20 protein-coding genes and 1 pseudogene are annotated in these 26,814 nt (G+C 67.6%); 9 read left to right on the top strand and 12 right to left on the bottom strand.

Annotated features, from left to right (window positions below; all coding sequences use genetic code 11):
• Positions 1-351: 351 nt before the first annotated feature.
• Entirely contained in the window at positions 352-1,002 is a 651-nt protein-coding gene (locus tag I2456_RS06990) for a TetR/AcrR family transcriptional regulator (protein ID WP_085075272.1), read from the top strand.
• Here I2456_RS06990 and I2456_RS06985 read toward each other — a convergent pair.
• Positions 999-1,526: a cupin domain-containing protein gene (locus tag I2456_RS06985; protein WP_241007877.1), complete on the bottom strand. Its 528-nt coding sequence runs from the start codon at positions 1,524-1,526 to the stop codon at positions 999-1,001. The genes I2456_RS06990 and I2456_RS06985 overlap by 4 nt on opposite strands.
• A 74-nt stretch (positions 1,527-1,600) precedes the next feature.
• On the opposite strand from I2456_RS06985, the gene I2456_RS06980 reads away from it, so the two are divergent.
• Complete coding sequence (locus I2456_RS06980) at positions 1,601-2,614, top strand: TIGR03617 family F420-dependent LLM class oxidoreductase (protein ID WP_085075273.1); 1,014 nt, start codon at positions 1,601-1,603, stop codon at positions 2,612-2,614.
• Positions 2,615-2,725: 111 nt separating this feature from the next.
• On the opposite strand, the gene I2456_RS06975 is transcribed toward I2456_RS06980, so the two are convergent.
• On the bottom strand, positions 2,726-5,707 hold the full coding sequence (locus tag I2456_RS06975; protein ID WP_068165247.1) for a UPF0182 family protein: 2,982 nt from the start codon (positions 5,705-5,707) through the stop codon (positions 2,726-2,728).
• A 95-nt stretch (positions 5,708-5,802) separates the two neighbouring features.
• On the bottom strand, positions 5,803-6,825 hold the full coding sequence (locus I2456_RS06970) for a YlbL family protein (RefSeq protein ID WP_068029390.1): 1,023 nt from the start codon (positions 6,823-6,825) through the stop codon (positions 5,803-5,805).
• 77 nt (positions 6,826-6,902) lie between these two features.
• Here I2456_RS06970 and I2456_RS06965 point away from each other — a divergent pair, with 77 nt between their 5' ends.
• Together I2456_RS06965 and I2456_RS06960 are read left to right on the top strand one after the other, a co-directional pair.
• Positions 6,903-8,294, top strand: coding sequence for a zinc-dependent metalloprotease (locus tag I2456_RS06965; protein ID WP_116645897.1), 1,392 nt, complete (start codon positions 6,903-6,905; stop codon positions 8,292-8,294).
• A gap of 37 nt (positions 8,295-8,331) precedes the next feature.
• Entirely contained in the window at positions 8,332-9,183 is an 852-nt protein-coding gene (locus tag I2456_RS06960; protein ID WP_085075274.1) for a TOMM precursor leader peptide-binding protein, read from the top strand.
• 7 nt (positions 9,184-9,190) lie between these two features.
• Here I2456_RS06960 and I2456_RS06955 read toward each other — a convergent pair whose 3' ends face one another.
• Positions 9,191-9,364 carry a hypothetical protein gene (locus I2456_RS06955; protein WP_116645898.1) on the bottom strand — a complete coding sequence of 58 codons (174 nt, stop codon included), beginning with the start codon at positions 9,362-9,364 and terminating at the stop codon, positions 9,191-9,193.
• A gap of 203 nt (positions 9,365-9,567) precedes the next feature.
• Between I2456_RS06955 and I2456_RS06950 the strand changes: the two are divergent.
• A pseudogene (locus tag I2456_RS06950) lies at positions 9,568-10,912 on the top strand (macrolide-binding ATPase MABP-1).
• A gap of 12 nt (positions 10,913-10,924) precedes the next feature.
• Here the strand turns inward: I2456_RS06950 and I2456_RS06945 are convergent.
• Together I2456_RS06945 and I2456_RS06940 are read right to left on the bottom strand one after the other, a co-directional pair.
• A complete protein-coding gene (locus tag I2456_RS06945) occupies positions 10,925-11,200 on the bottom strand; it encodes a WhiB family transcriptional regulator (protein ID WP_068029260.1) in 276 nt (91 codons plus the stop codon).
• Between the two features lie 403 nt (positions 11,201-11,603).
• Complete coding sequence (locus I2456_RS06940) at positions 11,604-13,703, bottom strand: ATP-dependent DNA helicase UvrD2 (RefSeq protein ID WP_163703847.1); 2,100 nt, start codon at positions 13,701-13,703, stop codon at positions 11,604-11,606.
• A 124-nt stretch (positions 13,704-13,827) separates the two neighbouring features.
• Here I2456_RS06940 and mrx1 point away from each other — a divergent pair, with 124 nt between their 5' ends.
• Together mrx1 and I2456_RS06930 are read left to right on the top strand one after the other, a co-directional pair.
• Positions 13,828-14,073 (top strand): mycoredoxin Mrx1, encoded by a 246-nt coding sequence (mrx1, locus tag I2456_RS06935; protein ID WP_085075275.1) that lies wholly within the window; start codon positions 13,828-13,830, stop codon positions 14,071-14,073.
• Between the two features lie 55 nt (positions 14,074-14,128).
• Positions 14,129-14,764, top strand: a complete 636-nt coding sequence (locus I2456_RS06930) for a sensor domain-containing protein (RefSeq protein ID WP_068029382.1) — start codon at positions 14,129-14,131, stop codon at positions 14,762-14,764.
• 15 nt (positions 14,765-14,779) lie between these two features.
• Here the strand turns inward: I2456_RS06930 and nudC are convergent, their stop codons facing one another.
• From nudC to I2456_RS06910, 4 genes are all read right to left on the bottom strand, one after another.
• Positions 14,780-15,703 (bottom strand): NAD(+) diphosphatase, encoded by a 924-nt coding sequence (gene nudC / locus I2456_RS06925; protein ID WP_371869915.1) that lies wholly within the window; start codon positions 15,701-15,703, stop codon positions 14,780-14,782.
• Between the two features lie 79 nt (positions 15,704-15,782).
• The gene (locus I2456_RS06920; RefSeq protein WP_068165251.1) at positions 15,783-16,853 is read right to left on the bottom strand and encodes a potassium channel family protein; all 1,071 of its coding nucleotides are present in this window, start codon (positions 16,851-16,853) and stop codon (positions 15,783-15,785) included.
• A 62-nt stretch (positions 16,854-16,915) separates the two neighbouring features.
• Positions 16,916-20,218, bottom strand: a complete 3,303-nt coding sequence (locus tag I2456_RS06915) for an ATP-dependent helicase (protein WP_139823304.1) — start codon at positions 20,216-20,218, stop codon at positions 16,916-16,918.
• Positions 20,215-23,349, bottom strand: a complete 3,135-nt coding sequence (locus I2456_RS06910; protein ID WP_085075278.1) for an ATP-dependent DNA helicase — start codon at positions 23,347-23,349, stop codon at positions 20,215-20,217. The genes I2456_RS06915 and I2456_RS06910 overlap by 4 nt, the downstream gene beginning before the upstream one ends.
• Before the next feature lie 77 nt (positions 23,350-23,426).
• Here I2456_RS06910 and I2456_RS06905 point away from each other — a divergent pair, with 77 nt between their 5' ends.
• Entirely contained in the window at positions 23,427-24,227 is an 801-nt protein-coding gene (locus I2456_RS06905) for an alpha/beta fold hydrolase (RefSeq protein WP_139823301.1), read from the top strand.
• Positions 24,215-24,523, top strand: coding sequence for an MGMT family protein (locus I2456_RS06900; protein ID WP_085075279.1), 309 nt, complete (start codon positions 24,215-24,217; stop codon positions 24,521-24,523). The genes I2456_RS06905 and I2456_RS06900 overlap by 13 nt, the downstream gene beginning before the upstream one ends.
• Here the strand turns inward: I2456_RS06900 and I2456_RS06895 are convergent.
• Both I2456_RS06895 and moeZ read right to left on the bottom strand, forming a co-directional pair.
• Positions 24,520-25,374, bottom strand: coding sequence for a TIGR02569 family protein (locus I2456_RS06895; RefSeq protein WP_085075280.1), 855 nt, complete (start codon positions 25,372-25,374; stop codon positions 24,520-24,522). The genes I2456_RS06900 and I2456_RS06895 overlap by 4 nt on opposite strands.
• Positions 25,375-25,571: 197 nt before the next feature.
• Positions 25,572-26,750 (bottom strand): adenylyltransferase/sulfurtransferase MoeZ, encoded by a 1,179-nt coding sequence (gene moeZ, locus I2456_RS06890; RefSeq protein ID WP_085075281.1) that lies wholly within the window; start codon positions 26,748-26,750, stop codon positions 25,572-25,574.
• Positions 26,751-26,814 lie beyond the last annotated feature (64 nt).

Raw genomic sequence — 26,814 nt, 5'->3', positions numbered from 1 at the left:
CCGGTCGCGATGATTACGTCTCGGCTCGCGCTCAAGCGCGGCGCTGGCGGCGCATACCGCAAAGCGCAGGGCAGAGGCCCTGCGCGAATGATCAAAAGAGCAAGTCGTCCGCTGTGTCGCGAAGGAACTCGCGTACCAAAACGGTGCCGGGCGACTGGAAGGCCATGGTGCCCCTTTCGTTTGGCTCTCATAGCCAGTCTGAAGAACCGTCGGCCATGGGACCGTTACGATTTCGGTCGTCGTTCCCACAAAAAGCGACACGATCCGCCGGTGCCACATACCCCGGAAAGTGCTTGCGCGAACTATCCTCTGCTCAGGCGTCCTTCGACGGCGTGACGTCGAGGAGGGACCATGGCAGCGTCATCAGAGGGCACGTCGACGAGGCGTCCTCGCCCCTATCAATCGACGCTGCGGGCACAGGCCGCGTTGGCCACGCGCCGAAAGATTCTCGACAGCGCCATGCGGCTGTTCCTCGACCACGGTTACGGGAAAGTGACCGTCGGCGACATCGCAGCGGCGGCGTCTTTGGCGTTACCGACGGTGTATGCCAGTACCGGTGGCAAGGCGGCGATCTTGGGCACCCTCATCGACGAGGCCGTCAAGGACCCCATCGTCGACCAGACCCTGTCGGCGGTCCGCAAGAGCAAGTCCGGCAACGAGATTCTCGGGATCGCCGCGCACGGCACCCGCGTGGACAACGAGCGTTACCATGACATCATCGAGGTGCTGAAACACGCTGCGGCGGTTGATGCTAACGCCGCTTCGATTCTTCAGCAATCCAACGACGAGTACCGTCGGGCGCTGAGTCACGTCGCGCGGCGGCTGCGCACGCTCAAGGCGACGCCCGCTGGAATGACCGAAAGCCGAGCCACCGACGTCCTGTGGTTCTACTTCGGCCACGACGCGTGGCATCTGCTGGTCGCCGACCGTGGCTGGGCATGGGACGATGCCGAGCAGTGGTTGCTCGCGCAAGCCACCGTGGCGCTACTGGCGCGGCGCTAACCGAAGAACGGCGGCAGGTCGATGCCGACGGCGGCGTTTTCTTCCGGCGTCCCCAGCACGTAGCCGTACCGGATGGATGTTTCGACGAAGTGCGCGACTTCTTCCGGCGTCCGCGGTGGTAGGTCGCCGGTCACCGGGCGGCCGATGTCGTAGAAGAAGCGGCCCAGCTTCGGGGTGGTGACGACCAGATCAACCGCCGGCTCGTCGGTGATGTTGCGGTGGGCGTGCAGGACGTCGCCGGGGATGCGCACATAGTCACCCGCGCATGCCTCGCGCCACACCAGCCGATCCCCTTCGGACACCAGGACTTCGTGACGTCCGGAGAGGATGAAGAAATCTTCGGGGTCCGGATGCCGGTGCAGCGCGACGACGCCGCCGGGCGGTATGACCGCGCGCATCACACAGAATTCCTTTGACGAGCTGAGGAATTCGACGGTTCCACCGAAGACGTCGAGTGTTTGGCCGGGTGGCGTGTGTTCGACCCTGGGGAGGACCGCGCTGAAGTTGAACTCGGATAGCAGCACAATATTGATTATTGGGTTCTTCTAACGAATTGGCGCCACTAGGCCGACGTCGGGGTCCGGCATAGTGTTGCGCCGTGCACATCGATGTGATGACGATCCCCCAGCCGCTGGGCCAGACAGGTGAGCTGGCCCGCCGGACGCAGGCCGCGGGGTTTTCCGGACTGCTGTTCACCGAGACCGGCCGCACGGCCTATCTCAACGCCGCCGTCGCGTCACAGGCAGCGCCGGGCCTGGAGCTGTCTACCGGTGTTGCGGTGGCTTTTCCCCGCAGTCCGTTCGTCACGGCGGCCGCGGCGTGGGAGCTGCAGGAGGCAACCGGTGGGCGGTTTCGACTCGGCTTGGGCACCCAGGTGCGGACCCACGTCGTGCGGCGCTACGGGGTGCCGTTCGAACGCCCCGGTCCGCGGATGCGCGATTACGTGCGCGCGGTCAAGGCGTGTTTCGACGCGTTCCGCACCGGCAAGCTCGACCATCACGGCGACTTCTACGATCTGGACTTCATCACTGCGCAGTGGAGCGCGGGTCCGATCGACGCACCCGATCCCAAAGTCGATGTGGCCGCGGTCAATCCGTGGATGTTGCGGATGGCCGGTGAGGTCGCCGACGGGGTGCACGTGCACCCGATCGGCGAACCGGGATACCTGACCCGCCACGTCATGCCCAACGTTGCGGCGGGGGCGGCGAAAGCGGGGCGTGCACCGTCGGACATCGCGGTGATCGTGCCGGTGCTGACGATCGTCGGCGACACCGACGAGGAGCGCGAGCGGAACCGGGAGTCGGTGCGCGCCAGCATGGCCTTCTACGGGAGCACGCCGAACTACGCGTTCATCTGGGACGAGGCGGGCTTCGAGGGCACGACGGCGCGGATCCGGGAGAAGCAGAAGGCCGGTGACTTCGCAGGGATGGCGGCTGCGGTGACGGATGAACACATCGCCGTCTTCGCCACCGAGGCGACCTGGGACGGCCTGGCCGATGCGCTGGCCGCGAAGTACGCCGGGGTGGCAACGCGACTGGTGTTCTACAACGCGGTGGGCGATATGGAGCGTTTCGAACGGTACGGAGAGGTCGCGCGGCGGCTGGGCGGCTGAGGTTCGTCTTGGGCTGACGTCGGCGAGCGTGCGCAGAATGTCAGCTGTGACGGCGTGTCGCTGTGCAGACACGCACGCTCGCGGCAGGCCGGGGAGCCGGCCGGCCGGGGATTACTTGGTGTTGTTGAACTTGGTGATCGCGTCGTCGAGGCGCTGCAGCGCCGAGCCGTAGGCGGCGAAATCACCCTTCTTCTGCGCGTCCCGCGCAGCACCGATTGCCGCCTGAACCTCTTGCAGCGCAGCGGCTTTGGCGGCCGAGAGCGTGGCCGACCCGTCCGGCGGAGGAGGCACGGCCGCCGTCGGGGGCGGAGTTCCCGGTCCAGCCGCCGGTGGCGGTGGACTGGCCGGCGGCTTGGGCCCTGCCCCGCCATCGGTCGGCTGTATCTGCGTCGCGGCGGCGCTCGCGCCCGGCCCGAACAGCCCGTTGAGCGCGTCGCCCACGGTGGGCCCGTACCCGATCTTGTCGTTGTACATCATCGCCACCCGGATCAACCGCGGGTAGGACGACGCGGCGTCACTGGCGCCCGGCGACGCATACACCGGTTCCACATACAGCAGCCCGCCCTGGGCCACCGGCAGCGTCAGCAGATTGCCCCAGCGGATGCGGTTCTGGTTGTCCCGCCCGATCACACCGAGGTCTTGAGACACCGCGGGATCGGTGGTGATCGCGTTGTTGGCCAGCTTGGGACCGTTGACCTGACCCGGGATGGTCAGCACCGTGATCTTGCCGTACGTCCCGGGATCGGAACTGGCGCTGATATAGGCGGCCAGGTAGTCACGCTTGAACCGGTTCATCGCGCTGGTCAGCTGATACGACGCCGAATTGTCTTCCTTGGCAATGTTATTGGCGACGATGTAGTACGGCGGCTGATAGCTGCTGGCGGTCGGGTTCGGGTCCAGCGGCACGTCCCAGAAATCCGAGGTGGAGAAGAACGTCACCGGATCGTTGACGTGGTACTTGGCCAGCAGCATCCGCTGCACCTTGAACAGGTCCTCGGGGTAGCGCAGGTGCTCGGCGAGTTCGGGCGTGATGTCGCTCTTGGGTTTGACGGTGCCGGGGAACACCTGCATCCAGGCCCGCAACACGGGGTCCTTCTCGTCCTGCTGGTAGAGCGTCACGGTGCCGTCGTAGGCGTCGACCGTGGCCTTCACCGAGTTGCGGATGTAGGACACCTTCTTGTCCGGCGCCAACCGGTTGAACGCCACCTCGGTGGAGTCCGCGGTCGCTGACGACAACGACGTCAGCTCCGAGTATGGGTAGTTGTCCAAGGTGGTGTAGCCGTCGATGATCCACACCAGACGCTTGTTGACGATCGCCGGGTAGACCGCGCTGTCGGTGGTCAGCCACGGCGCCACCGCCTCCACCCGTTGCGCGGGGTCCCGGTTGAACAAGATCCTGCTGTTGTTGCCGATCACGTTGGAGAACAGGAAGTTTCGCTCGGCGAACTTCGCGGCGAAGACGCTGCGCGACAGCCAGCTGCCGATCGCGACGCCGCCGGTGCCGGTGTAGGTGTAGTTCTTGGTCTCCGCGCTGGTTTCGTAGTCGTACTCGCGGTCGGCGCCGTTCTTGCCCACAATCGCGTAGTCGGCGGCGGTGTTGGAGATGACCGGACCGAAATAGATCCGGGGCTGATCCAGCGGCGCGGGCCCGTCGGACACGACGGTGCCGTTGGCGCCGACGACGTTGGCGAGGAACTCGGGGTAGCCGCCGTTTTGGTTGGGGTCGTTGGCGATGCCGCGCACGGTGTTGGCCGGTGATGCGATGAACCCGTTGCCGTGGGTGTACACCGTGTGCCGGTTGATCCAGTCGCGTTGGTTGTCGATCAGCCGGTCGGGGTTGAGTTCTCGGGCGGCGACGACGTAGTCGCGCAGGCTGCCGGTGCGGTCGACGTAGCGGTCGATGGACAGCTGGTCGGGGAAGTAGTAGAAGTTCTTGCCCTGCTGGAACTGCGTGAACGCCGGGCTGACGATGGTGGGGTCGAGCAAGCGGATGTTGGAGGTGGTCGCGCGGTCGGCGGCGACCTGCTGGGCGGTCGCTGCGCTGTCACCGGTGTAGTTGCGGTATGTCACCACGTCTGACGTCAGGCCATAGGCCTGTCGTGTCGCGCTGATACTTCGGCTGATGTATTCGCTTTCCTTTTGCGCCGCATTGGGTTTGACGCTGATTTGCTCGACGATCAGCGGCCATGCGGCGCCGACTATCAGTGACGACAGCAGCAGCAACACCAAGCCGATGGCAGGTATGCGCAAGTCGCGCAGAGTGATCGCGGAGAACACCGCCGCCGCGCAGATCACCGCGATCGCCATCAGGATCAGCTTGGCGGGCAAAACCGCGTTGATGTCGGTGTAGCCGGCCCCGGTGAACGGCTTGCCGCCGCGGGTGTGGGACAGCAGCTCGTAGCGGTCCAGCCAGTAGGCGACGGCCTTGAGCAGTACCAGCACACCGACCAGGGTGACCAGCTGGATACGCGCCGAGCGGCTCAGCGCGCCCGTGCGACCGGACAGCCGGATGCCGCCGAAGATGTAGTGCGCCACCAGATTCGCCACGAAGGCGAGGAACACGGCGACGAACACAAAGCTGAGCACCAGCCGGTAGAACGGCAATTCGAAGGCGTAGAACCCGAGATCCTTGCCGAATTGGGGATCGGTGATGCCGAAGTCGCCGCCGTGCAGGAACAGCTGGATGCGAACCCAGTAGCTCTGGGCCACCACGCCGGCCAGCACACCGATCGACGCCGGAACGCCGATGCCGACCAGGCGCAGCCGGCCCATCACGACGGCGCGATATCGGGCCACCGGATCGTTGTCGTTGCTCGGCACGAAGACCGGGCGGCTGCGGTAGGCCAGCGCGAGCCCGCCGAACACGATGCCGCCCACGAGCAGACCCGCCAGGAGGAAAACCACGATGCGGGTGACGAGCACGGTGGTGAACACCGAGCGATAGCCGAGTTCCCCGAACCACAGCCAGTCGACATAGGCGTCGATCAAGCGGGGCCCGGCAAGCAGCAACACGATCACACCCAGTGCGATCAGGATCAGAATCCGACTACGCCGGGTCAGCTTCGGCATCCTTGCGGTCGGCCGCATCCCCACTGGCCACGCTCCTGCTCGGTTTGGCTGGCGGTTGCTAGAGATTTTCTAGACGGTCACAACTGTACGCATCGGGCAGGCTGGACCGGATTGCGCAACTAGCAACTGGGCGTCGGCGCCCCGGTCGTCATGGCGTGCAGAGCGTCCACCGCCTGACCGAGCGTCTCGACCTTCACCAACCGCAGCCCGGGCGGATCGTCGGAGGCGGCCTCGTAGCAGTTCTTGGCCGGCACCAAGAACACCGTGGCACCGGCCGCGCGGGCGGCCGCCATCTTGTGGGTGATTCCGCCGATGGGGCCCACCTTGCCGTCGACGGAGATGGTGCCGGTGCCCGCGACGAAGTTGGTGCCGGCCAGGTCTCCGGTGGTCAGCTTGTCGACGACGGCCAGGCTGAACATCAGCCCGGCCGAGGGACCGCCGATGTTGGCGAGGTTGAAGCTGACCGAGAACGGCGCCCAGGGCGCATCGAGCACCGCGACGCCCAGGAACCCGTAGGCGCGGTCCTTGTTGGTGCCCAGCGTGATCTGCGTGACGCCGGCGGGTGAGTTCTTGCGCCGGAAGTCGATGGTCACGACCTGTCCCGGCTTGGTCGCCTTCAGCAGCGAGGTGAACTGGTCGACGTTGGCCACCGGGGTGCCGTTGACCATGTCGATGGCGTCGCCGGGTTTGAGCTTGCCGACCGACGGCCCGGGATCGCTGACGGTGGCGACGGTGACCGCCTCCGGATACTTCAGGTAGCCCAGGGCGGCGTATTCGGCGCTGTCTTCGGAGTTCTTGAAGTCGGCGTTGTTGGCTTTGTCGACCTCGTCGCGGGATTTGCCCGGCGGGTAGACCAAGTCGCGCGGCACCAGCTGCTCCTGTCCGGAAAGCCACAGCGTCAACGCTTCACCCAGGGTCAGGTCGTCACGCTGGGACACCGTCGTCATGTTGAGATGACCCGACGTCGGATGTGTTTGCGTGCCTTCGATCTGGACGACCTGCTTGCCCTCGACCTCGCCGAGCGTGTCGAACGTGGGCCCCGGGCCCAGTGAGACAAACGGCACCGTCACCACCGCCAGCAACACCCCGAACACCAGGATCGGCACCAGCGCGACCATGAGGGTCAAAATCCGCCTGTTCACGCCCATACACTAGACGGACCTACCGAGCGGCGATTCAGCTGCGAGCGTGACGGCGACGCGCGCTTTCCGGTCTTGCGATGGGTACCGTTGACATCATGGCTGACCTGCCTTTCGGCTTCTCCGCAGGAGACGACCCCGAGCGCGACAAGGGCAAGAACGATCCCAATTCCGGGTCGGGGGCAAACCCGTTCGGCGCCTTCGGCATGGGCGGGAACTTCGACATGGCCGACTTGGGGCAGATCTTCACCCGGCTGGGCGAGATGTTCGGCGGGGTGGGCAGCGCGATGGCCTCCGGCAAAGACTCCGGTCCGGTCAACTACGACTTGGCCCGACAGGTCGCCTCGAGCTCCATCGGGTTCGTCGCGCCGATTCCGGCCACCACCAGTTCCGCGATCGCCGATGCGGTGCACCTGGCCGAAACGTGGTTGAACGGCGCGACGGCGCTGCCGGCCGGCACGTCGAAGTCCGTCGCCTGGAGTCCCAGCGATTGGGTGGACAACACGCTGCAGACCTGGAAGCGGCTGTGCGACCCGATGGCGCAACAGATTTCGTCGGTGTGGGTGTCCTCGCTGCCCGAAGAAGCCAAGTCCATGGCCGGCCCACTGCTGTCGATGATGTCGTCGATGGGCGGCATGGCGTTCGGTTCCCAGCTGGGTCAGGCGCTGGGCCGGCTCTCGCGTGAGGTGCTGACGTCCACCGACATCGGCCTGCCGCTGGGCCCCAAAGGCGTGGCCGCCATCATGCCGGACGCGGTGGAGTCCTTCGCCGTAGGTCTGGAGCAACCGCGCAGCGAGATCCTGACGTTCCTCGCCGCCCGCGAGGCCGCTCATCACCGCTTGTTCAGCCACGTGCCCTGGCTGTCCAGCCAATTGCTGGGGGCGGTCGAGGCCTACGCGATGGGCATGAAGATCGACATGAGCGGCATCGAGGAGTTGGCCCGCGACTTCAACCCGGCGTCGCTGACCGATCCCGCCGCCATGGAGGAGTTGCTGAGCCAGGGTGTCTTCGAGCCCAAGGCGACCCCCGCGCAGACCCAGGCACTGGAGCGGCTGGAAACGTTGCTGGCGTTGATCGAGGGCTGGGTGCAGACCGTCGTGACCGCCGCGCTGGGTGAGCGGCTCCCCGGGGAGGCGGCGCTCAGCGAAACGCTGCGACGGCGCCGGGCCAGCGGCGGGCCCGCCGAACAGACCTTCGCGACCCTGGTGGGGCTGGAACTGCGGCCCCGCAAGCTGCGCGAAGCCGGTGCGCTGTGGGATCGGCTGACCCAGGCCGCCGGAATGGACGCCCGCGATGCCGTCTGGCAACATCCCGACCTGCTGCCCGCGTCGGAGGATCTCGACGACCCGGCCGGCTTCATCGACCGGGTGATCGGCGGCGACACCAGCGGTATCGACGAGGCCCTGTCCCACTTGGAAGCCGACCTCGAACGCGGCGACGAGGAGCCCGGCCCCGGGTCTGTGGACAACTGAGTTCGCCGACCGGCCGCGCGTGGCACAGTGTCACGTCATGCCGCGGGCCACGCCGTCGTCGTATTCGCTGGACCCGGCCATGCCGGTGCTACTGCGGCCCGACGGCGCGGTGCAGGTCGGTTGGGACCCACGCCGCGCCGTGCTCATCCGCCCGCCCAGCGGCATGACCGCCACGGACTTGGCGGCGCTGCTGCGCGCCATGCGATCGCCCGTCCCGATCGCCGAACTGCACCGTCACGCCCGCTCCCGCGGGCTGGACCTGCAGGAAATGACCGACCTGGTCGGCCAACTCGTCAGCGCCGGGGTGGTGCGGGGTGGGCAGCGCCGCGGCCGCGGCCGGGCGGCGTCGATCCGGATTCACGGCCGTGGGCCGCTGTCGGACCTGTTGGTCCAGGCGCTGCGCTGCTCGGGGACCAAGGTCGGGCACAGCAGCCAGCCGCACGCCGGGGTCGCGCACCCCGCCGTCGACCTGGTGGTGCTGTCCGACTACCTGGTGACCGACCCGCGCCTGGTGCGCGATCTGCACAACGGCCGGGTGCCCCACCTGCCGGTCCGGGTGCGGGACGGGACCGGTCTGGTCGGCCCGCTGGTCATCCCAGGAGTGACCAGCTGCCTGGCATGCGCTGATCTGCACCGCAGCGACCGCGACGCCGCGTGGCCGGCCATCGCCGCCCAGCTGCGCGATGCGGTCGGGGTGGCCGACCGCGCCACCTTGCTTGCCACCGCGGCATTGGCGCTCAGCCAGATCAATCAGGTGATCGCGGCCGTGCGTGGACAGCTGGCATCAACCGATCCGCCGCCGGCGCTGAACGCCACGTTGGAATTCGACCTGGCCACCACCTCGATCGTGGCCCGGCGGTGGACCAAGCATCCACTGTGTCCGTGTTGACGCGGCGCTAGCCCAACCGGCCCTGTTCGGGCACACAGGTTGAGATCGACGCGTACGCCCTGCCCAGGTCATCGAGCACAGCCTCGGTCAGAGTGCCCTTGTGCCGGTGCTTGTCCAGCGTTTCGATGATGGCCCGGTACAAGGCTTCGGCGGCGTCGTGCTGCGCTGTTTTCGCTGACATGATTCCTGCGGTTCACCCTCCGGACGTGGCGTTGGCGACAGACCTGCAAGACAGTACATATAGATACGTCTTTGCGCGGGTGACTTGACCGACCTCCGGGACGCCGCTGAGCTTTGTCGCTGGCAGCGCGGGCGCGAGGTGTGCGGCGAGACGGTATTGCAAACAGGTGTTGCCAAGATCAATACCGAAAACGACCAGTGGTCATGGATGATGGATGTTGTGGCAGACATCAAGCGTGGCCGTGCGGCGCGCAATGCGAAGCTAGCCAGCCTCCCGGTGGGCATGGCCGGGCGCGCAGCCCTGGGCTTCGGCAAGAGGCTGACCGGCAAGTCCAAAGACGAAGTCAACGCCGAATTGATGGAGAAGGCGGCCAACCAACTCTTCACCGTCCTGGGCGAACTCAAGGGCGGGGCGATGAAGGTGGGTCAAGCCCTGTCGGTGATGGAAGCCGCCATTCCCGAGCAATTCGGCGAGCCGTATCGCGAGGCGCTGACCAAGCTGCAAAAAGACGCCCCGCCGCTGCCCGCCAACAAGGTGCACCGCGTCCTCGACGCCCAGCTCGGAACCAAGTGGCGGGAGCGGTTCGCGAAGTTCGACGACACCCCGATCGCTTCGGCGAGCATCGGCCAGGTGCACAAGGCGGTGTGGTCCGACGGTCGCGAAGTCGCCGTCAAAATCCAATACCCGGGCGCCGACGAGGCCCTTCGCGCCGACCTCAAGACCATGCAGCGGATGGTCGGTGTGCTCAAACAGCTCTCCCCCGGCGCTGACGTGCAAGGGGTCGTCGACGAATTGGTCGAGCGCACCGAAATGGAACTCGACTACCGCCTCGAGGCGGACAACCAACGAGCCTTCGCCAAGGCCTACCAGGGGCACCCGCACTTCCTGGTGCCCCACATCGTGGCCAGCGCGCCCAAGGTGGTCATCCAGGAGTGGATCGAAGGGATACCGATGGCGGAGATCATCCGCAACGGCACCCCTGAGCAGCGCGACCGGGTCGGCACGCTGCTCATCGAGTTGACCTTCGACGCGCCCCGCCGGCTGGGCATGATGCACGGCGATGCCCACCCGGGCAACTTCATGCTCATGCCCGACGGGCGGCTGGGCGTCATCGACTTCGGCGCGGTGGCACCCCTGCCCGGAGGCTTTCCGATCGAGCTGGGCCGGATCATGCGCCTGGCCAAGGAAAAGAATTACGACTTGCTGTTGCCGACAATGGAGAAGGCTGGGTTCATCCAGAAGGGCCAGCAGGTTTCGGTCCTCGACATCGACGAGATGCTGCGCCAGTACGTCGAGCCGATTCAGGTCGACGTGTTCCACTACACCCGCCGCTGGCTGCAGAAGATGACCGTCAGCCAGTTCGACCGCTCGGTGTCGCAACTGAAGACGGCACGGCAGATGGACCTACCGGTCAAGCTCGCCATTCCGATGCGGGTGATCTCGTCCGTCGCCGCCATCCTGTGCCAGTTGGATGCGCACGTGCCGATCAAGGAGCTTTCCGAGGAGCTGATCCCCGGCTTCACCGAGCCCGATACCGCCGTCGTCTAGCCCGGCCGCGACCTAAGCCGCGGCCGGACTCTCCCCTTTACGCGGACGACCGCGCGGACGCTTGCGGCCCACGACGGTGCCGCGGTCGAAGATTTCGCCACCCCATACGCCCCACGGTTCGGCGCGATCCAGCGCCTCGGCGAGACATTGCTGCCGGATCGGGCAGCCGACGCAGAGCGTCTTGGCGCGCTCGAGGTCGGCGGGAGTGTCGGCGAACCACAGGTCAGGATCGCCGCGGTGACACGGCAGGGCGGGCAGCGTTCGTCTGGGGACCGTCAGTGCTGACATGTCCTGTGCACCTGCTTCCTGGTCGGTTGGCTGTCCTTGGGATGGGATCCGAGCCAGGAAGGTTGTTCACCAGAGAACTGTGGCCACGGATCCTTGCGACTTCGGGTCCGTGGCCATTCGGCGAAACTGGGCTTACATACCTAGGTACTGCCCCAATTCACGGACACTGCAGTCGCGGCGGCGATACGGCGCTTGGCCGCTGCCGCCGGTGCGGCGGCATGGGCGGCATGGAGGCTCGCCGCGGCACGTACCGCGGCAGCCACGCCTGCACCGAACGTGTTGCTGATCATCGTGGCCGCCCCCTTCCGAACTGTGATTGGCGTAATGCGTTATCGAGGCTAGACGGTCCTCGCGGTCACTGACAACCGATTTTCTGACCTGCGAGTTCGCGCCCAGCAGCCGCTCAGGCGCGGGCGCGGACCAGCTCCAGCACCTCGGCGCCGTATTGCTCGAGCTTGCGCGCGCCGATACCCGGGATGGCGATCAGGGCGGCATCATCGGCCGGCAGCAGTTCGGCGATGGCGATCAGGGTGTTGTCGGTGAAGACGATGTACGGCGGGATCTTCTGTTCCTTGGCGATGTCCAACCGCCACGCCTTGAGCGCCAACAGCAACTCTTCGTCGACGTCACCGGCGCAGGTTTCGCAGCGTCGCAGCATGATGGCCGCCGGTGTGGTCAACATGTTGTTGCAGATGCGGCAGCGCGCGGCGCTCCGATTGCGCTTCGACTTGTTGGGCGCCGACTCGGCGCGGGTCTGCGGGGCGATGCCGTTGAGGAACCGCGACGGCTTGCGGCTCTGCCGTCCACCCGCGGCGCGGGCCAGCGCCCAACTCAGCGCCAGATGCACCCGGGCCCGGGTCACTCCGACGTAGAGCAGTCGACGCTCTTCCTCCACGGCCTCGCTTTCCGGTCCGTGCGCCAACGCGTGCGAGATGGGCAGCGTGCCGTCGGCCAGACCCACCAGGAACACCGCGTCCCATTCCAGTCCCTTGGCGGCGTGCAGGGACGCCAGCGTGACACCCTGAACCACGGGCGGGTGCCGGGCGTCGGCGCGCATCCGCAACTCGTTCAGCAACCCGGCGAGCTGCAGCTCCGGGCGTTGCGCCACCTCGTCGTCGACCAGTTGCGCCAGCGCGGTGAGCCCCTCCCACCGCTCCCGGGCGCGGGTGCCGACGGGTTCCTCGGCGGTCAGTCCCAGCGGTTCCAGCACCTGACGAACCACCTCCGGCAGCGCGCCGTCGGCGCCTCGCTCTGTCGCGCGCTGCAGCGCCAACAGGGCCTGCTTGATCTCCTGGCGGTTGAAGAACCCTTCACCACCGCGGACCTGGTAGGCGATGCCGGCTTCGGTGAGCGCTTCTTCGTAGGCCTCCGACTGCGCGTTGACGCGGTAGAGGATGGCGATTTCCGACGGCGCGACACCGGACTCGATGAGCCGGCCGATGGAGGTGGCGACCGCTTTGGCCTCGGCGGCCTCGTCGGGGTGCTCCTGGAAGGACGGCGCCGGACCCGCTTCCCGCTGGCCTACCAGCTGCAGTTTGCTGCCGGCGACACGACCGCGAGCGGCGGCGATCACCTGGTTGGCCAGCGACACCACCTGAGGGGTGGAGCGGTAGTCGCGTTCCAGGCGCACGACGGTGGCGTCCGGGAAGCGCCGGGAGAAGTCGAGCAGGAAGCGGGGCGAGGCACCGGTGAACGAGTAGATGGTCTGGTTGGCGTCGCCGACGACGGTCAGGTCGTCACGATCGCCGAGCCAGGCCGAGAGCACCCGCTGCTGCAGGGGTGTGACGTCCTGATACTCGTCGACGACGAAGCAGCGGTAGCGGTCGCGGAATTCCTCGGCTACCGCGGGATCGTTTTCGATGGCGGCTGCGGTGTGCAGCAGCAGGTCGTCGAAGTCGAGCATGGCGACCGACTCGTCGCGGACCTTGAGCGCCTCGTAGGCGGCGTAGACCGCCGCGACTTTCTCGGCGTCCAGGGGGGTGTCGCGGCCCTCGGCCGCCACCGCGCCGGCGTATTGCTCCGGGCCGATCAGCGAAGCCTTCGCCCACTCGATCTCGCCGGCCAGGTCACGCACGTCGTCAGTGCTGGTATTGATGCGGCAGCGACTGGCCGCGCGGGCGACTACGGCGAACTTGGTGTCCAGCAGTTCCCAGCGGGTGTCGCCCACCACCCGCGGCCAGAAGTAGCGCAGTTGGCGGTGCGCGGCGGCGTGGAAGGTCAGCGCTTGCACGGCGCTGACGCTGGCACCGCTTTGGGCCGCGGCGTCCAAGGCCCGCAGCCGGGCGCGCATCTCCCCTGCCGCCCGCTGGGTGAAGGTGACCGCCAAGACCTGGCCGGCGGCGACGTGCCCGCTGGCCACCAGTTGGGCGATGCGATGGGTGATGGTGCGGGTTTTGCCGGTTCCGGCACCGGCGAGCACACAAACGGGCCCGCGCGGGGCCAAGACGGCTTCGCGCTGCTCGTCGTCCAGCCCGGCGGTCAGTGCGTCGGCGACCATCGGCATGGCGTCCATCTTGGCAGCGGTCGCTGACAAACCGGGCATGTCGCCACGCCGAGTTCGATTCGCGCTGGCCACCGCCGGTACCCGCGACACGGAATGCTTCGCGGCCCCGCTACGTTAACCAGTCATGACCAACGCGGCGCTCACGATCTACACGACGTCCTGGTGTGGCTACTGCTTCCGGTTAAAGAAAGCACTCAAGGCCCAAGGCATCTCCTATGACGAGGTGGACATCGAACAGGACCCGAAGGCCGCGGAATTCGTGGGTTCGGTCAACGGCGGTAACCGGACAGTGCCGACGGTGAAATTCGCCGACGGCTCGACGATGACCAACCCCAGCGCCAACGAGGTCAAGGCCAAGCTCGCCAGCTAGGCGCCTCGGCGTTTTTGCTGAGTCGGGGGGCCTGCTGGCCCTTACGATGAGCACCATGGCATCGGCCGCGCGCAGGTTGGCTGCCATGGCGTGCACCGCGGTCGTGGCGACTTCGGCGTGTTCGCACAGCAACTCGGCGGCCAAGACCAATAGCGGACCCTCGGGAGTCGATGCCTTGATCGTCAGCGTCGAAGAGGTGCGTCGCATCGCGAATTATGAAGAGCTGACGTCGCATTCGCACGCGGACCTGCGTCATCCGCCGCCCGGGGACTTGAACGCTCCGGGTCCGTGCCGGGCCGCGGGCACCAGCGATCTAACGTTCGCAAGCGGCTGGACGGAGTTCCGCAGCGCGGGTTACAGCGGCGTCACCGACGACATAGACCCCGGCGGCAACGCGCTGGTCGACTCGGTGAGCCAGGCCGTCGCGATCTACCCGGATGCGCTGGCGGCCCGCAACGCGCTCAATCAATTGGAGTCGTCGCTGACCGCGTGCACCGCGTTGCACGACCCAAAATACGACTTCACCCTCGACAAGTCCGATCCCACCACGCTGAAGATCATCGATCAGGGCTGGAGCCACCTGTACAAGGCGAAGAATTCGGTGCTGATTTCGGTCGGCGTGGTGGGCATCGAACCCGCCGAGCGGATCGCGGCCACGGTCATGCAGACGATAACCGAGCGGATCAAGTAAGCGCTTGCGGGGCGCTCAGTCCTGCGCGGCCCAGGATTCGATGATCACCCGCGCGATCGAAATGGAGCCAGGCAGAAGGAGTTTGGAGTTCGAAGCACTGCTCCAGTCGCCGGCGGCCAGCGCTTCTCGGACCTCATCGCGGGTGAACCAGGCGGCCTCGACGATCTCTCCGTCGTTGAAGGAGAATTCCTGGTCGGGGTCGGCTACGGCGTGGAACCCGACCATGAGCGAGCGCGGGAACGGCCAAGGCTGACTGCCCAGGTACCGCACGTCGCTGATGGTCAGGCCGATCTCCTCGCGGATTTCGCGGGCGACGCAGACTTCGAACGACTCCCCGGCCTCGACGAATCCGGCCAGTAGCGAGAAGAACCGCTCCGGCCACACCGCCTGACGTGCCAACACGGCACGGTCACCGCCGTCGTGCACCAGGCAGATCACCGCCGGGTCGATGCGCGGGAACTCCTCGTGGCCGGTGATCGGGTTGACCCGCGCCCAGCCGGCCCGGGCCGGTTTGGTCGGGGTGCCGTCGATGGGGCTGAAGCGGGCGGCGTCATGCCAGTTGAGTAGCGCGGTCGCCGACGACACCAACTGGCTGCTGGTGTCGTCCAGGACGCGCCCGAGTCGGCGCAGGTCCACCACTTCGGCGTGCACGTTCGGGTCGTCCGGCGGCTCCAATGGGCTGCGGATGGCCCAGACATGGCGTTGCCCTTCGATGCGGCCGAGAAAGACTGCGTCGGGCGGCGGCTTGTCACCCAGGGCGGCGGCCGCGCCCAGCAGCACTTTGCCGTCGACGGCCATCACCTGGTTACGCGAATCGACCCGTAGGAGTGCCGCGTCGGGCCAGCCGGCGGCGGCCGCCTCGATGTCGGTGCGCAGTTGGTCGGCGCGGTCCGCGCCCACGCGCGACAGCAGCGGTATTTCCCGCAGCTGAAAATCCATGGTCATGCTCCCTGGTGGCGACCCGCTGCACGCGGCTGCGCCGCGCTTGCGATCGCCACGGCCGCGCTTGCGGTCGCCACTAGTGCGCCGCGCTTCGGATGTAGAGCAGCCGGTCGCTGGCTTCGATGGCATCCACCTCAGGGGCGCCGATGCGCAGCAGCTGCCCGTCGCGCACCACGCCGAGCACAATGTCGCGTAGATGACGGGGGGAGCCGCCGACTTCGGACTGCTCCACCTCCCGCTCGGCGATGGCCAGGCCGGCATCCGGCGTGAGCAGGTCCTCGATCATCTGGACCACGCTCGGGGTGGTGGTCGCCAGGCCCAGCAGCCGGCCGGCGGTCTCCGAGGACACCACCACGGAGTTCGCTCCGGATTGCTGCAACAGGTGCTGGTTTTCGGCTTCCCGGATGGACGCGACGATCTTGGCCTTGGGCGACAGCTCCCGTGCGGTCAACGTCACCAGCACAGCGGTGTCGTCCCGGCTGGCGGCGACGATGATCGAGGCGGCGTGCTGAGCCCCCGCCAGCCGCAGCACATCGGACTTGGTGGCATCGCCGTGCACGGTGACCAGGCCGGCCGCCGCCGCACGGTCCAGGGCCGCGCGGTCGGTGTCGACAACGACGATGTCACCGGGCACCACCTCGTCGCTGAGCATCGCGGCGATGGCCGTCTTGCCCTTCGTGCCGTAGCCGATGACGACCGTGTGGTTACGCACTCTGCTCCTCCAACGCTGGATCTTGAATGCTTGGCGGGACGTCTCGGTGACCACCTCGAGCGTCGTTCCGACCAACAAGATCAGGAACGCGATCCGCAGCGGCGTGATGATGAGGATGTTGATCGCCCGCGCGAACTCCGATATCGGGGTGATGTCGCCGTATCCGGTGGTGGAAAGCGTGACAGCGGCGTAGTACAAGCAGTCGACGAACGTGAGCCGGTCGCCTTGGGCGTCGCGGTACCCGTCGCGGTCCAGGTAGACGATCACCGCTGCCGCCAGCAACGCGACGACCGCGATGGCCACGCGGCGCGAGATGATGCCCGCGGGACTGACCCGCCCCTGCGGAATGCGCAGTACGCCCACAAGCGCGTAACTGGGCTGCGCCGTCAACGTCTCGTCGAGCCGCCTCAGCCTGCGCCAGCTACCTTTCGCCACGGAACCCCGTCACCGGCTTGATCGCCGCGCACCACACACGCACGAGACAAATGTAACCACGCTCAGGGGATATTCGGGTGGTCGGAGTCGGCTAACAGCGCGACCAACTCGTCGGCCTCCGGCAACTCGTCGGGCCTGACCGTTATTGCGCTGCGCACGTAATGGAACGCGGTGCGCACCGATGATTCGGCGCAGCCGGTCAACGCAGCCCACGCCATCCGGTAGACGGCGAGCTGGATTGCGGCCTGCCGCAGCGCTTCGGCCCCGCGCGGCGGTTCACCGGTTTTCCAGTCCACGACCGTGACGCCGCCGTCGGGGTCAGCGAACACCGCATCGATGCGCCCGCGTACGACGGTGTCACCGATCGGCATTTCGAATGGCACCTCGACCGCGATCGGTGTGCGAGCCGCCCACCGGGACCGGGTGAAGGCTGCCTGTAGTGCGGCCAGGTCCTCGCTGTCGCCCACCTCGGAATCCGCGGCGCCGGGCAGGTCACCCAGGTCGAACAGCAACTCGGCGCCGTAGAACCGCTGTACCCAGGAGTGAAAGGCGTTGCCCAACAACGCATCCGGGTCCGGTCTGGTGGGCAGCCGGTACTTCAGCCGCTGCGCTGCGCCGGCGGGGTCTCGGGCGAGTTCGACCAGCCCGCTCACCGACAGTTGACTGGGCAGGCTGTGACTGGGTTCCGCGGTGGCCCGGGCGCGCTCGGCCAGCAGCGCATCGACGTCGGCGACCAAGCCGTCGAGGTCTATCCGGTCGGCTGACCCGTCACCGGTCGACATGGCTTGCGTCACCAGGGCCGCCCCGCGCTCCACATCGCCGCGCCGGCTCAACGGTTCAGCGGGCCATACCGCTTCAATGGTGTTGTCCTGCAGTGGGTTCCGCTCGCCGTCGGCCGGTGTTGGCGCCCAGTGCTCGACGATCCCGCAGGGTTCGCCGGCTTCGGCGGAACGCTCGACGATTTCCTTCAGTTCACATAAGAACTCCGAGGGCCCCCGCGGTTTCAACCCGGTGGCACCCCATTGGTGTCCCGATACCAGCAGCGCCTCCTCCGCTCGGGTGACGCCGACATACAGCAGTCGGCGCTCTTCGTCGACGCGCCGCTGATCGAGCTGGCGTCGATGTTCAGAGATGGTGTCGGACAGCTGCTTCCGGTTGCTGACCGACGAGGTGTCCATGACCGGGACGCCAAGCGCTCCTGCCGATGCCCGGTCCCCGCGCAAGAGCGGCGGCAATTCCGAGGGGTCGGTAAGCCAGGTACTGCGCGACGCCGATGACGGGAACACCCCGCCGGACAGGTGTGCCACCGCGACCACCTGCCACTCCAGTCCCTTGGCGGCATGGACGGTCAGGACCTGGACCCGGTCGCGCGCGACCGCTAGCTGGGCCGGCGCCAGGCCGTTTTCCACGACCGCGGCCACGTCGAGATAGGCGAGCAATCCCGCTACTGACGGGCTCCGGCCACTAATCTGCTCCGCGTAACCGGCGACCACGTCGGCGAAGGCGTCGAGATGCTCCGCCCCCGCCCAGGCCCCGGCGCCCGGGTCGCGGCAGGCGGCAGCGGCGCGGACTTCGCAGTCGATGCCCATGACGCGGCGTACCTCGGCGACCAGGTCGGGCAGCGACTGGCCGAGGTGGCCGCGCAGCGCGGTCAGTTCCGCGGCCAGCGCCTCAATGCGCTGGTACCCGGCGGGCGAATAGTCCTGTGCCGGGCCGGGATCGCAGATCGCGTCGGCCAGGCACGCGGTGTCGGCATCGGGGCCGGCCAGCCGCGCGATCGATTCCGGCGATGCGGGTTCGGCCGATGCCGGTGCGTCGACGAGTGTCCGGGCTCGGCGCCACAGCGCGGCCAGGTCCCGGCCACCGAGCCGCCAGCGCGGACCGGTGAGCACGCGCATCGCCGCGGCGCCCGCGGTCGGGTCCGCGACCAGGCGCAGCGTCGCGACGAGGTCAGCGACTTCGGGGACGGCGAGCAACCCACCGAGACCGACCACTTCGACCGGGATACCGCGGGCGCGCAGGGCGTCGGCGATGGGTGCGGCGTCGGCGTTGCGCCGCACCAGCACCGCCGCGGTGGGCGGATTGACGCCTTCGTCGTGGGCCCGCGTGTAGTGCTCCTGGATGTGCTCGGCGATCCATTCGCGTTCGGCTTGGACATCGGGGAGCAACGCGCAGCGGACGGTTCCGGGCGTGGCGTCGGGGCGCGGACGTAGCGGTCGCACGGCCACCGAGCGCCGACGGGCCTCGGCGGAGATGGCGTTGGCGACGTGCAGCGCTTCGGGCGGATTGCGCCAGCTGGTCCGCAGTTCCAGCACCGGCGCCGGCGTTCCGTCGGATAACGGGAAGTCGGTGGTGAATCGCGGCAGATTCGTCGCCGAGGCGCCGCGCCACCCGTAGATGGATTGAATGGGGTCTCCGACCGCGGTCAAAGCCAGCCCGTCGTCGGCGCCGGCACCGAACAACGACGACAGCGCTACCCGCTGCGCATGACCGGTGTCTTGGTATTCGTCGAGGAGCACCACTCGATAGCGGTCCCGCATGTCCTGGCCGACATGCGGGAAGGTCGCGGCCAGCCGGGCGGCCGAGGCCATCTGCATACCGAAGTCCATCACCTTGTCGGCACGCATGCGCTCGTGCAGCGCGTCGAGCAACGGCACCAACTCCGCGCGCTGAGTCTGGGTGCCCAGCATCCGCAGCAACCACTGGCTGGGGCCCCGGTCGCGTTGAGAGGGCCCGGCCGGTAGGGCGTGCACCAGCCTCTCCAGCTCGACATGGGTATCCCGCAGCTGCTCGGTGTCCACCAGATGCTCAGCGAGCTGACTCCACAAGCGCAGCACCATCGACGTCACCGCTGCCGGAGTTTTCTCCGTGTGCAGTTCGCCGCGGTATTCGTTGACCACGTCAAAGGCCAGCTGCCACAGTTCGGTTTCGCTCAGCAGTCGAGTGTCGGGCTCGACGGGAAGCAGCAGGCCGAAGTCACGCAGCAGCGTGCCGGCGAACGCGTGATAGGTGCTCACCATGGGAGAGCTCGCCGGTTCGTCGGCTACGGCACCCGTCGCCCCTACAGACGCCAAACCGACGCCCGCCAACCGGGCCAGGCGGGACCGGACGCGGCGCAACAGCTGACCGGCAGCCTTGCGCGTGAAGGTCAAGCCGAGTACCTGTCCCGGGTCGGCGTAGCCGTTGGCGACCAGCCACACCACCCGCGCCGCCATCGTCTCGGTCTTGCCGGCACCGGCACCAGCGATGACCACCAGCGGGCCGGGCGGCGCGGAGATCACAGCGGCTTGCTCGTCGGTCGGCGGGAAAACGCCCAGCGCATCAGCCAATTCGGCGGGGCTGTACCGCGCGGCGTGGGCGGTCACAGCCCCGGCCCATCGGTATGCGCCGGGCAGAACGACCTGATCGGACAATGCGAGCACCCCGCGTTGCGCCGCGCCACGAACTGTGGACCGGCCGTCGCGGACGCGGCCTGACGAACGAGATTGCGCCACTGCTCCCGGGTTTCCGGTGTCAGCGGATCCTGTTCACGCTCGGTGACACCACCGGCACCGGTCTTGCCGATGTAGACCAGCCGAGCGCCACCCGGTTCCACCTCCTCGCCGCCGGATAGCAGGCCGTCGGCCACGGCCAGCTGATACAGCGCCAGTTGGGCGTGCTGTTGCGCGTCATCCTTGCTGACCGGCGATTTGCCCGTCTTGATGTCGACAATCACCAGTCGACCGGCGCCGTCGCGCTCCAGCCGATCCACCCGCCCGCGCAACCGTACGGCAGCGTTGTCGTCGCGCTGCGTTGGCAGCACACCGTCGACATCGACCTCCACGCCGACCTCGGTGAGCTCGCCGCGTGTCTGCGCTCGCCATGCCAGGAACGCCTGAATCATGGCGCGATGCCGGTCCAACTCGTTGACCGAATGCCATTGGGCGTCGAAAGGTAAGTGCTGCCAGGCCCGCTCCAGCTGGCCCAGCAATTCTGATTCGGTCTTGCCGGGCTGGGCGATCAGCGCATGAAGTACCGAGCCGATGGTGGAGCGCAATTCGCGTGCATCGGTTCCGCCGTGCCGTTCGGCCAGCCAGCGCAACGGGCAGTCGGTGAGGGTTTGCAACGTCGACGGCGTCAAGGTGACCAGATCGTTGCTCTCAGATAGTGGACCGTCGGAGCTGACCGGCAGCAGGCCATGCCAGCCCGCCGGATTGGCCCCCGCGACACCGGCTTTCGCGAGCCGGGCCAACTGCTGTGCGGCGCACCGGCGCGCGGCATCGTCCACGGCGCCGTCGGGTGCGCACACCAGACCACGCAACCGGCCCACCACCGACGCATTCGCCAGCACCCGCGGAGTCGAAACTGCCTGCAGCTCAACGGGTTCATGGCCAGCCAGCGCAGCAACCTCATAGAACAACGCCGACGGCAGCGCGGCGTCCTGACCGCTTGCCGCGGTATCACCGTCTACCGCCGTCACCATCAACCGGGACCGTGCCCGCCCCATCGCGGCCAGCAAGAGCCGACGTTCCTCGGCGAGCAAGGGTGCCCGCACCGAGGCTTCGCTGGTGACGCCATCGAGTTCGTCGAGCAACCGCTGCGTCGCGAGTACACCGCCACGAGGAACCGTGTTGGGCCATAGACCTTCTTGCAGTCCGGCGATCACCACGAAGTCCCATTCGTGGCCCAATGCCGCATGCGCGCTGAGCACCTGCACGTGTTCGGTCGGCGACGCCGCATCAGTCTTGACATTGGGCACGTGCAGCGCAGTCACGTGGTCGATCAGCCCGCGCAGCGAGGCACCCGATGTGCGGGACACGTATTGATCGGTGATGTCGAACAGCGCGGTCACCGCTTCGAGGTCACGTGCCGCCTGAGCTCCAGCGGATCCGCCGCGCTCGACGGCGGCCAGCCAACGACGTTGCAGCCCGGATCGGTGCCATGCCGCCCACAGCGTGTAGCGGGGATCCTGGCCCAGGCCATGGCTGCGCGCTGCGGCTGCAAGCACGGCCCCGACCGCACGCAGTGGCCGGGCCTGCGGGCCCGACACCGACGAACCGTCGGTGAGCGCCTCGACCAGCAGGCGGTCGAATCCGGTTGCGGCACAATCAGAGCGGCCGCGTTGCAACGTGCGTCGCAGTTGGCGCAGGGAGATGGGGTCGAGGCGACCGATCGGTCCGGTAAGCAACTCCAACGCCTGCTCACCGGTGAGTCCGTCGGCGGTCGCGTCGAGCACCGTGAGCAGGGCCCGCACCGCCGGCTCGTCGGCCAGCGGGCCGCTCGAGGCCGGTCGGGCGACGGGGACACCGGCAGCCGCCAGGGCTCGCGGCAGTCGGGCCGCCGCGCGCGGCACCGACCGCACGATCACCGCCATCTGCGACCACGGCACGCCCTCGACGAGGTGTGCGCGCCGCAGGGCTTCGGCGATCAAGGCCGCCTCCGCGTGCGTCGTCGCCGCCAATTGCGCTGTGACCGATGCGCCGTCGTCCTCGGCGCTTTGCAGATGGCTGCCGGTGCCGCCGTCGGGTAACCGGCGAGCGACGGCGTTGACCGCGCGCGCCACCGCCGCAGCGCAACGGTGCGACTCTGCCAACGTGACTGACGGGCCGTCGTCGCCTAACAAGCCGGCAGGTTCACCCCCTCGAAATCCGAACACCGCCTGATTGGGATCCCCCGCCACCAATGCCAGTTCACTGCCCGCGGCAAGCACGCGGATCAACTGTGCCGCTTGCGGATCGAGTTGTTGAGCGTCGTCAACCAGCAAGAGGCGCACCCGCGCCCGTTCTGCCGCCAGCAGCTCGGGGTCGAGCGCGAACGCCTCCAAGGCCGCCCCGACCAGTTCGGCAGCGGCCAGCGCCGGCGCCGTAGCCTCCGGCGCGGCCATGCCCACCGCCGAACGCAGCAACATCACCTGCTCGTACTCGCGGGCGAATTGGCCGGCAGCGGTCCATTCCGGTCGACCGCACCGGCGGCCCAGTCGCTCCAGCGCAACCGGATCGACCCCGCGTTCGGCGCAGCGGGCCAACAGGTCTCGCAATTCGGTGGCAAAACCGGCAGTGGCCAGCGCAGGTCGAAGATGCGCAGGCCAGGCCGTCGCCCCGGCGGATCCGTCTTCGAGGTGGCCGGCCAGCAATTCGCGGATGATGGCATCTTGTTCGGCGCTGGTGAGCAGTCGCGGAGGGGCGTCGCCCGCGCGCTCGGCAGCGCGCCGCAACACCGCATACGCGTAGCTGTGCGGTGTACGTACCAAGGGCTCGCGGACCGCCGCCCGCCCCTGCCCGACCGGCGCTGACCGCAGCAGCGCCATGGTCAAGGCGCTGCGTGCCCGCAGGTCAAGCTTGCCCGAGCCGGTAAGCAGCAGAACCGATTCCGGCTCGACACCGGCAGCGATGTGTGCCACCGCGGCGTCGACCAACAGGCTGCTTTTGCCTGTCCCCGGACCGCCGAGGATCCGCACCACGCCGCGAACGCCTGGCGTCAGAACCCGCTGCGCCGGCTCGCCCCACGTGAATGACATAGCGGCATGCAACCACGAGGGTCCGACAACTCGGCCGCACGGCCGGAACCGTCACCCCGACCTGGCATCATCGACGCGTGCCCGCCCACCTTCACGTGCACCGGTACGGCCCGCCCGGACCCATACAGGTGCTGATGATGCACGGTGTGACCGAACACGGCCGGGCTTGGCAATCGTTAGCCGATCACTTGCCCGAGACCACCATCGCCGCTCCCGATCTGTTAGGGCACGGGAGCTCCTCGTGGGACGCGCCATGGAGCATCGATGCCAATGTCTCGGCGCTGGCGGCGCTGCTCGACCGCGAGGCCGACGGTCCGGTGGTGGTCGTCGGTCACTCCTTCGGCGGTGCTATCGCGTTGCACTTCGCCGCGGCTCGTCCGGACCTGGTGTCGAGTCTGGTCCTGCTCGATCCGGCGATGGCGCTCGACGGTGCGCTGGTGCGCGAGGTTGCCGAGGCGATGGTGGCGTTCCCGGACTACACCGATCCTGCGGAAGCGCGGGCCGAGAAGGCGTTCGGCGCCTGGTCGGATGTGGATGGCGCCCTACTCGACGCGGAGTTGGCCGAACACCTCATCGCGTTGCCGAATGGACGCTACGGCTGGCGGATCAGTCAGCCCGCGATGGTCTGCTATTGGAGCGAACTGGCTCGCGACATCGTCTTGCCGCCGGCCGGAATACCGACCACCGTGGTGCGGGCGATTCGTTCCGAAACGCAGTATGTCAGTGACCGATTGATCGCCGAGTTACGCGAACGGTTGGGACCGGATCTCGAGCTACTGGATTTCGAATGCAACCATATGGTGCCGCTGGCCAAGCCCGCTGAGGTTGCCGCTTTGATTCGCGAGCACTTGGGGCGGGGTGATCGATGGCGCCGATAACCGATGAGCAGGTCGAGCGGGTGCGCTCGCTGGTGGCGGCCATACCGCCGGGACGGGTCGCCACTTATGGCGATATCGCTGCTGTCGCAGGGCTTTCCAGCCCGCGAATCGTCGGCTGGATTATGCGGACCGACTCCTCGGACCTGCCGTGGCACCGGGTGATCACCGCTTCCGGACGCCCGGCACGGCATCTGACCAGTCGGCAGCTGGAATTGTTGCGCGCCGAAGGGGTGCTAGCGGTCGACGGCAGGGTGGCGCTGGACGAGGTCCGCCACGAATTTCCCCACAACAGTTAGAGTTCCAGCCGGACCAGTGCAGCGGTGCGCGCCAGCCCAGGGAACGCCTCGGCGGTCGAGCGCGGGTGCAGAGCATGCACCGCCAACCGAAACATCAACGCCCGCAACAACATCTGCGGCCATTCGGGTAGGGCATTCCACCGCTCGATGAGTCCGTCGTCGGCCTCGCCCCAGGACAGTGCGTCGACGACGACGACACCCGCCGCCCACGAGGCCGGCCGCCAATACGGCGTGATGTCGGTGATGCCCGGAGGCGCGGTGCCGGCGAAAAGGACTGTGCCATAGAGGTCTCCGTGCACCACCTGGTTGGGGCTGCGGGTGGGTTTACGCAAGGTGGCCAGCTGATTGATCAGCTCCACCGATCGTTCCGCGTCGGCGCTGGGAGGTGCCGTGCGCGCTCCCGGCGGAATCGACTGCAGCGGCCGCTCCTCCCAGGCGGCACGGTCGGCGGCGATGAACACGTCGACGTCGGCCCACGGCGTGGTCGGCCCCTGGGTCAGGAACCGGGGACGCTCCAGCTTGCCGGTGGCCTCGTGCAGGCGCACCGCCGCCGACACCACTTCGTCATGGCGTGCCTCCGGTGTTCCCGCGACGAAGGTGTCGGCTCGCCATCCGGATACGACGTAGCGGCCGTCTGTCGAGCGCACCGGCCGCGCCAGCCTGATGCCGTCGACGAACAGGGTTTCGCGGACCTTGGCCGACCAGGCCGCGCGGGCATGATCGGCGACCAGCGACAACACGACTTCGCCGCACCGCCAGCCGCCCTCCCAGCTGGCACCCAACGGGATGGGCTGCACGCCGTTGAGTCCGAACGCCACCAGCACATGTTCTGGCGGTGGCTCGACTGTCACGTGGGTCAGCCTAGTCGGGCGACAATGCGCGTCGGCACGACGCGCTGAGGAGCCCGACAATCAGGGCTAGTCGGGCGACAATGCGCGTCGGCACGACGCGCTGAGGAGCCCGACAATCCGGGTCAGTCGGGCGACAATGCGCGTCGATACGACGCGCTGAGGAGCCCGACAATCCGGGCGAGTCGGCGCCAGTCGGGCTAGTACATGACCATGTCGGGCTGCATCTGCTGGGCCCAGGCCACGATGCCGCCCTGAAGATGCACCGCGTCAGCGAAACCGGCCTTCTTCACCGCGGCCAAGGCCTCGGCCGAGCGGACCCCCGTCTTGCAGTAGAGCACCGGCGTGCGGTCCTGCGGAAACTGAGCCAAGCCCTCCCCGGAGTTGATCAGCGACTGCGGGATCAGTTGCGCCCCTTCAATGTGGTTGATGTCCCACTCCACCGGCTCGCGAACGTCGATCAAGGCCAGCTTCTTGCCCGAATCCATCAGCTCCCGCAATTCGCGCGGCGTGACGGTCGAATCGGCGGCGGCATGAGCGGCGTCGTCGGACACCACCCCGCAGAACGCTTCGTAGTCGACGAGTTCGGTGATCGCCGGCGTCGAGGGGTCCTTGCGAATCTTGATCGTGCGGTAGCTCATTTCCAGCGCGTCGTAGACCATCAGGCGGCCCAGCAGCGTCTCACCGATGCCGGTGATCAGTTTGATCGCCTCGGTGCCCATCACCGACGCGATGGAGGCGCAGATGATGCCCAGCACACCGCCTTCGGCGCACGACGGCACCATGCCCGGCGGTGGCGGCTCGGGGTATAGGTCGCGATAGTTCAGCCCCAGGCCGTCGGGGGCGTCTTCCCAGAACACCGACACCTGGCCTTCGAACCGGTAGATCGATCCCCACACGTAGGGCTTACCGGCCAACACCGCCGCGTCGTTGACCAGATACCGAGTGGCGAAGTTGTCGGCGCCGTCCAAGATCAGGTCGTACTGCTTGAACAGGTTGACGGCGTTGCGCGGCTCCAGCCGGAACTCGTGCAGCCGCACCTCAACCAGAGGATTGATCGCGGCAATCGAATCGCGCGCCGACTGGGCCTTGGACCGTCCGACGTCGGCCACGCCGTGGATGATCTGACGTTGCAAGTTGGACTCGTCGACAACGTCGAAGTCGACGATGCCGATGGTGCCGACGCCGGCAGCCGCCAGATACAGCAGCGTCGGCGCCCCCAATCCCCCAGCGCCGATCACCAGCACCCGCGCGTTCTTCAGGCGCTTCTGCCCGTCCACGCCGAGGTCGGGAATGATGAGATGCCGGCTGTAGCGGGCCACCTCTTCGCGGCTCAGCTCACGCGCGGGCTCCACCAGTGGCGGCAACGATGTCGACACCGAACTTCTCCTGGGGTCTTGGCGATCGATTCCTTACCAACACCGTAGGCCGAGCCGCCGACTC

It is taken from the genome of Mycobacterium kubicae, from assembly GCF_015689175.1.
GTDB classification, from domain to species: domain Bacteria; phylum Actinomycetota; class Actinomycetes; order Mycobacteriales; family Mycobacteriaceae; genus Mycobacterium; species Mycobacterium kubicae.
This window is presented reverse-complemented; position numbering and strand designations above follow the sequence as displayed.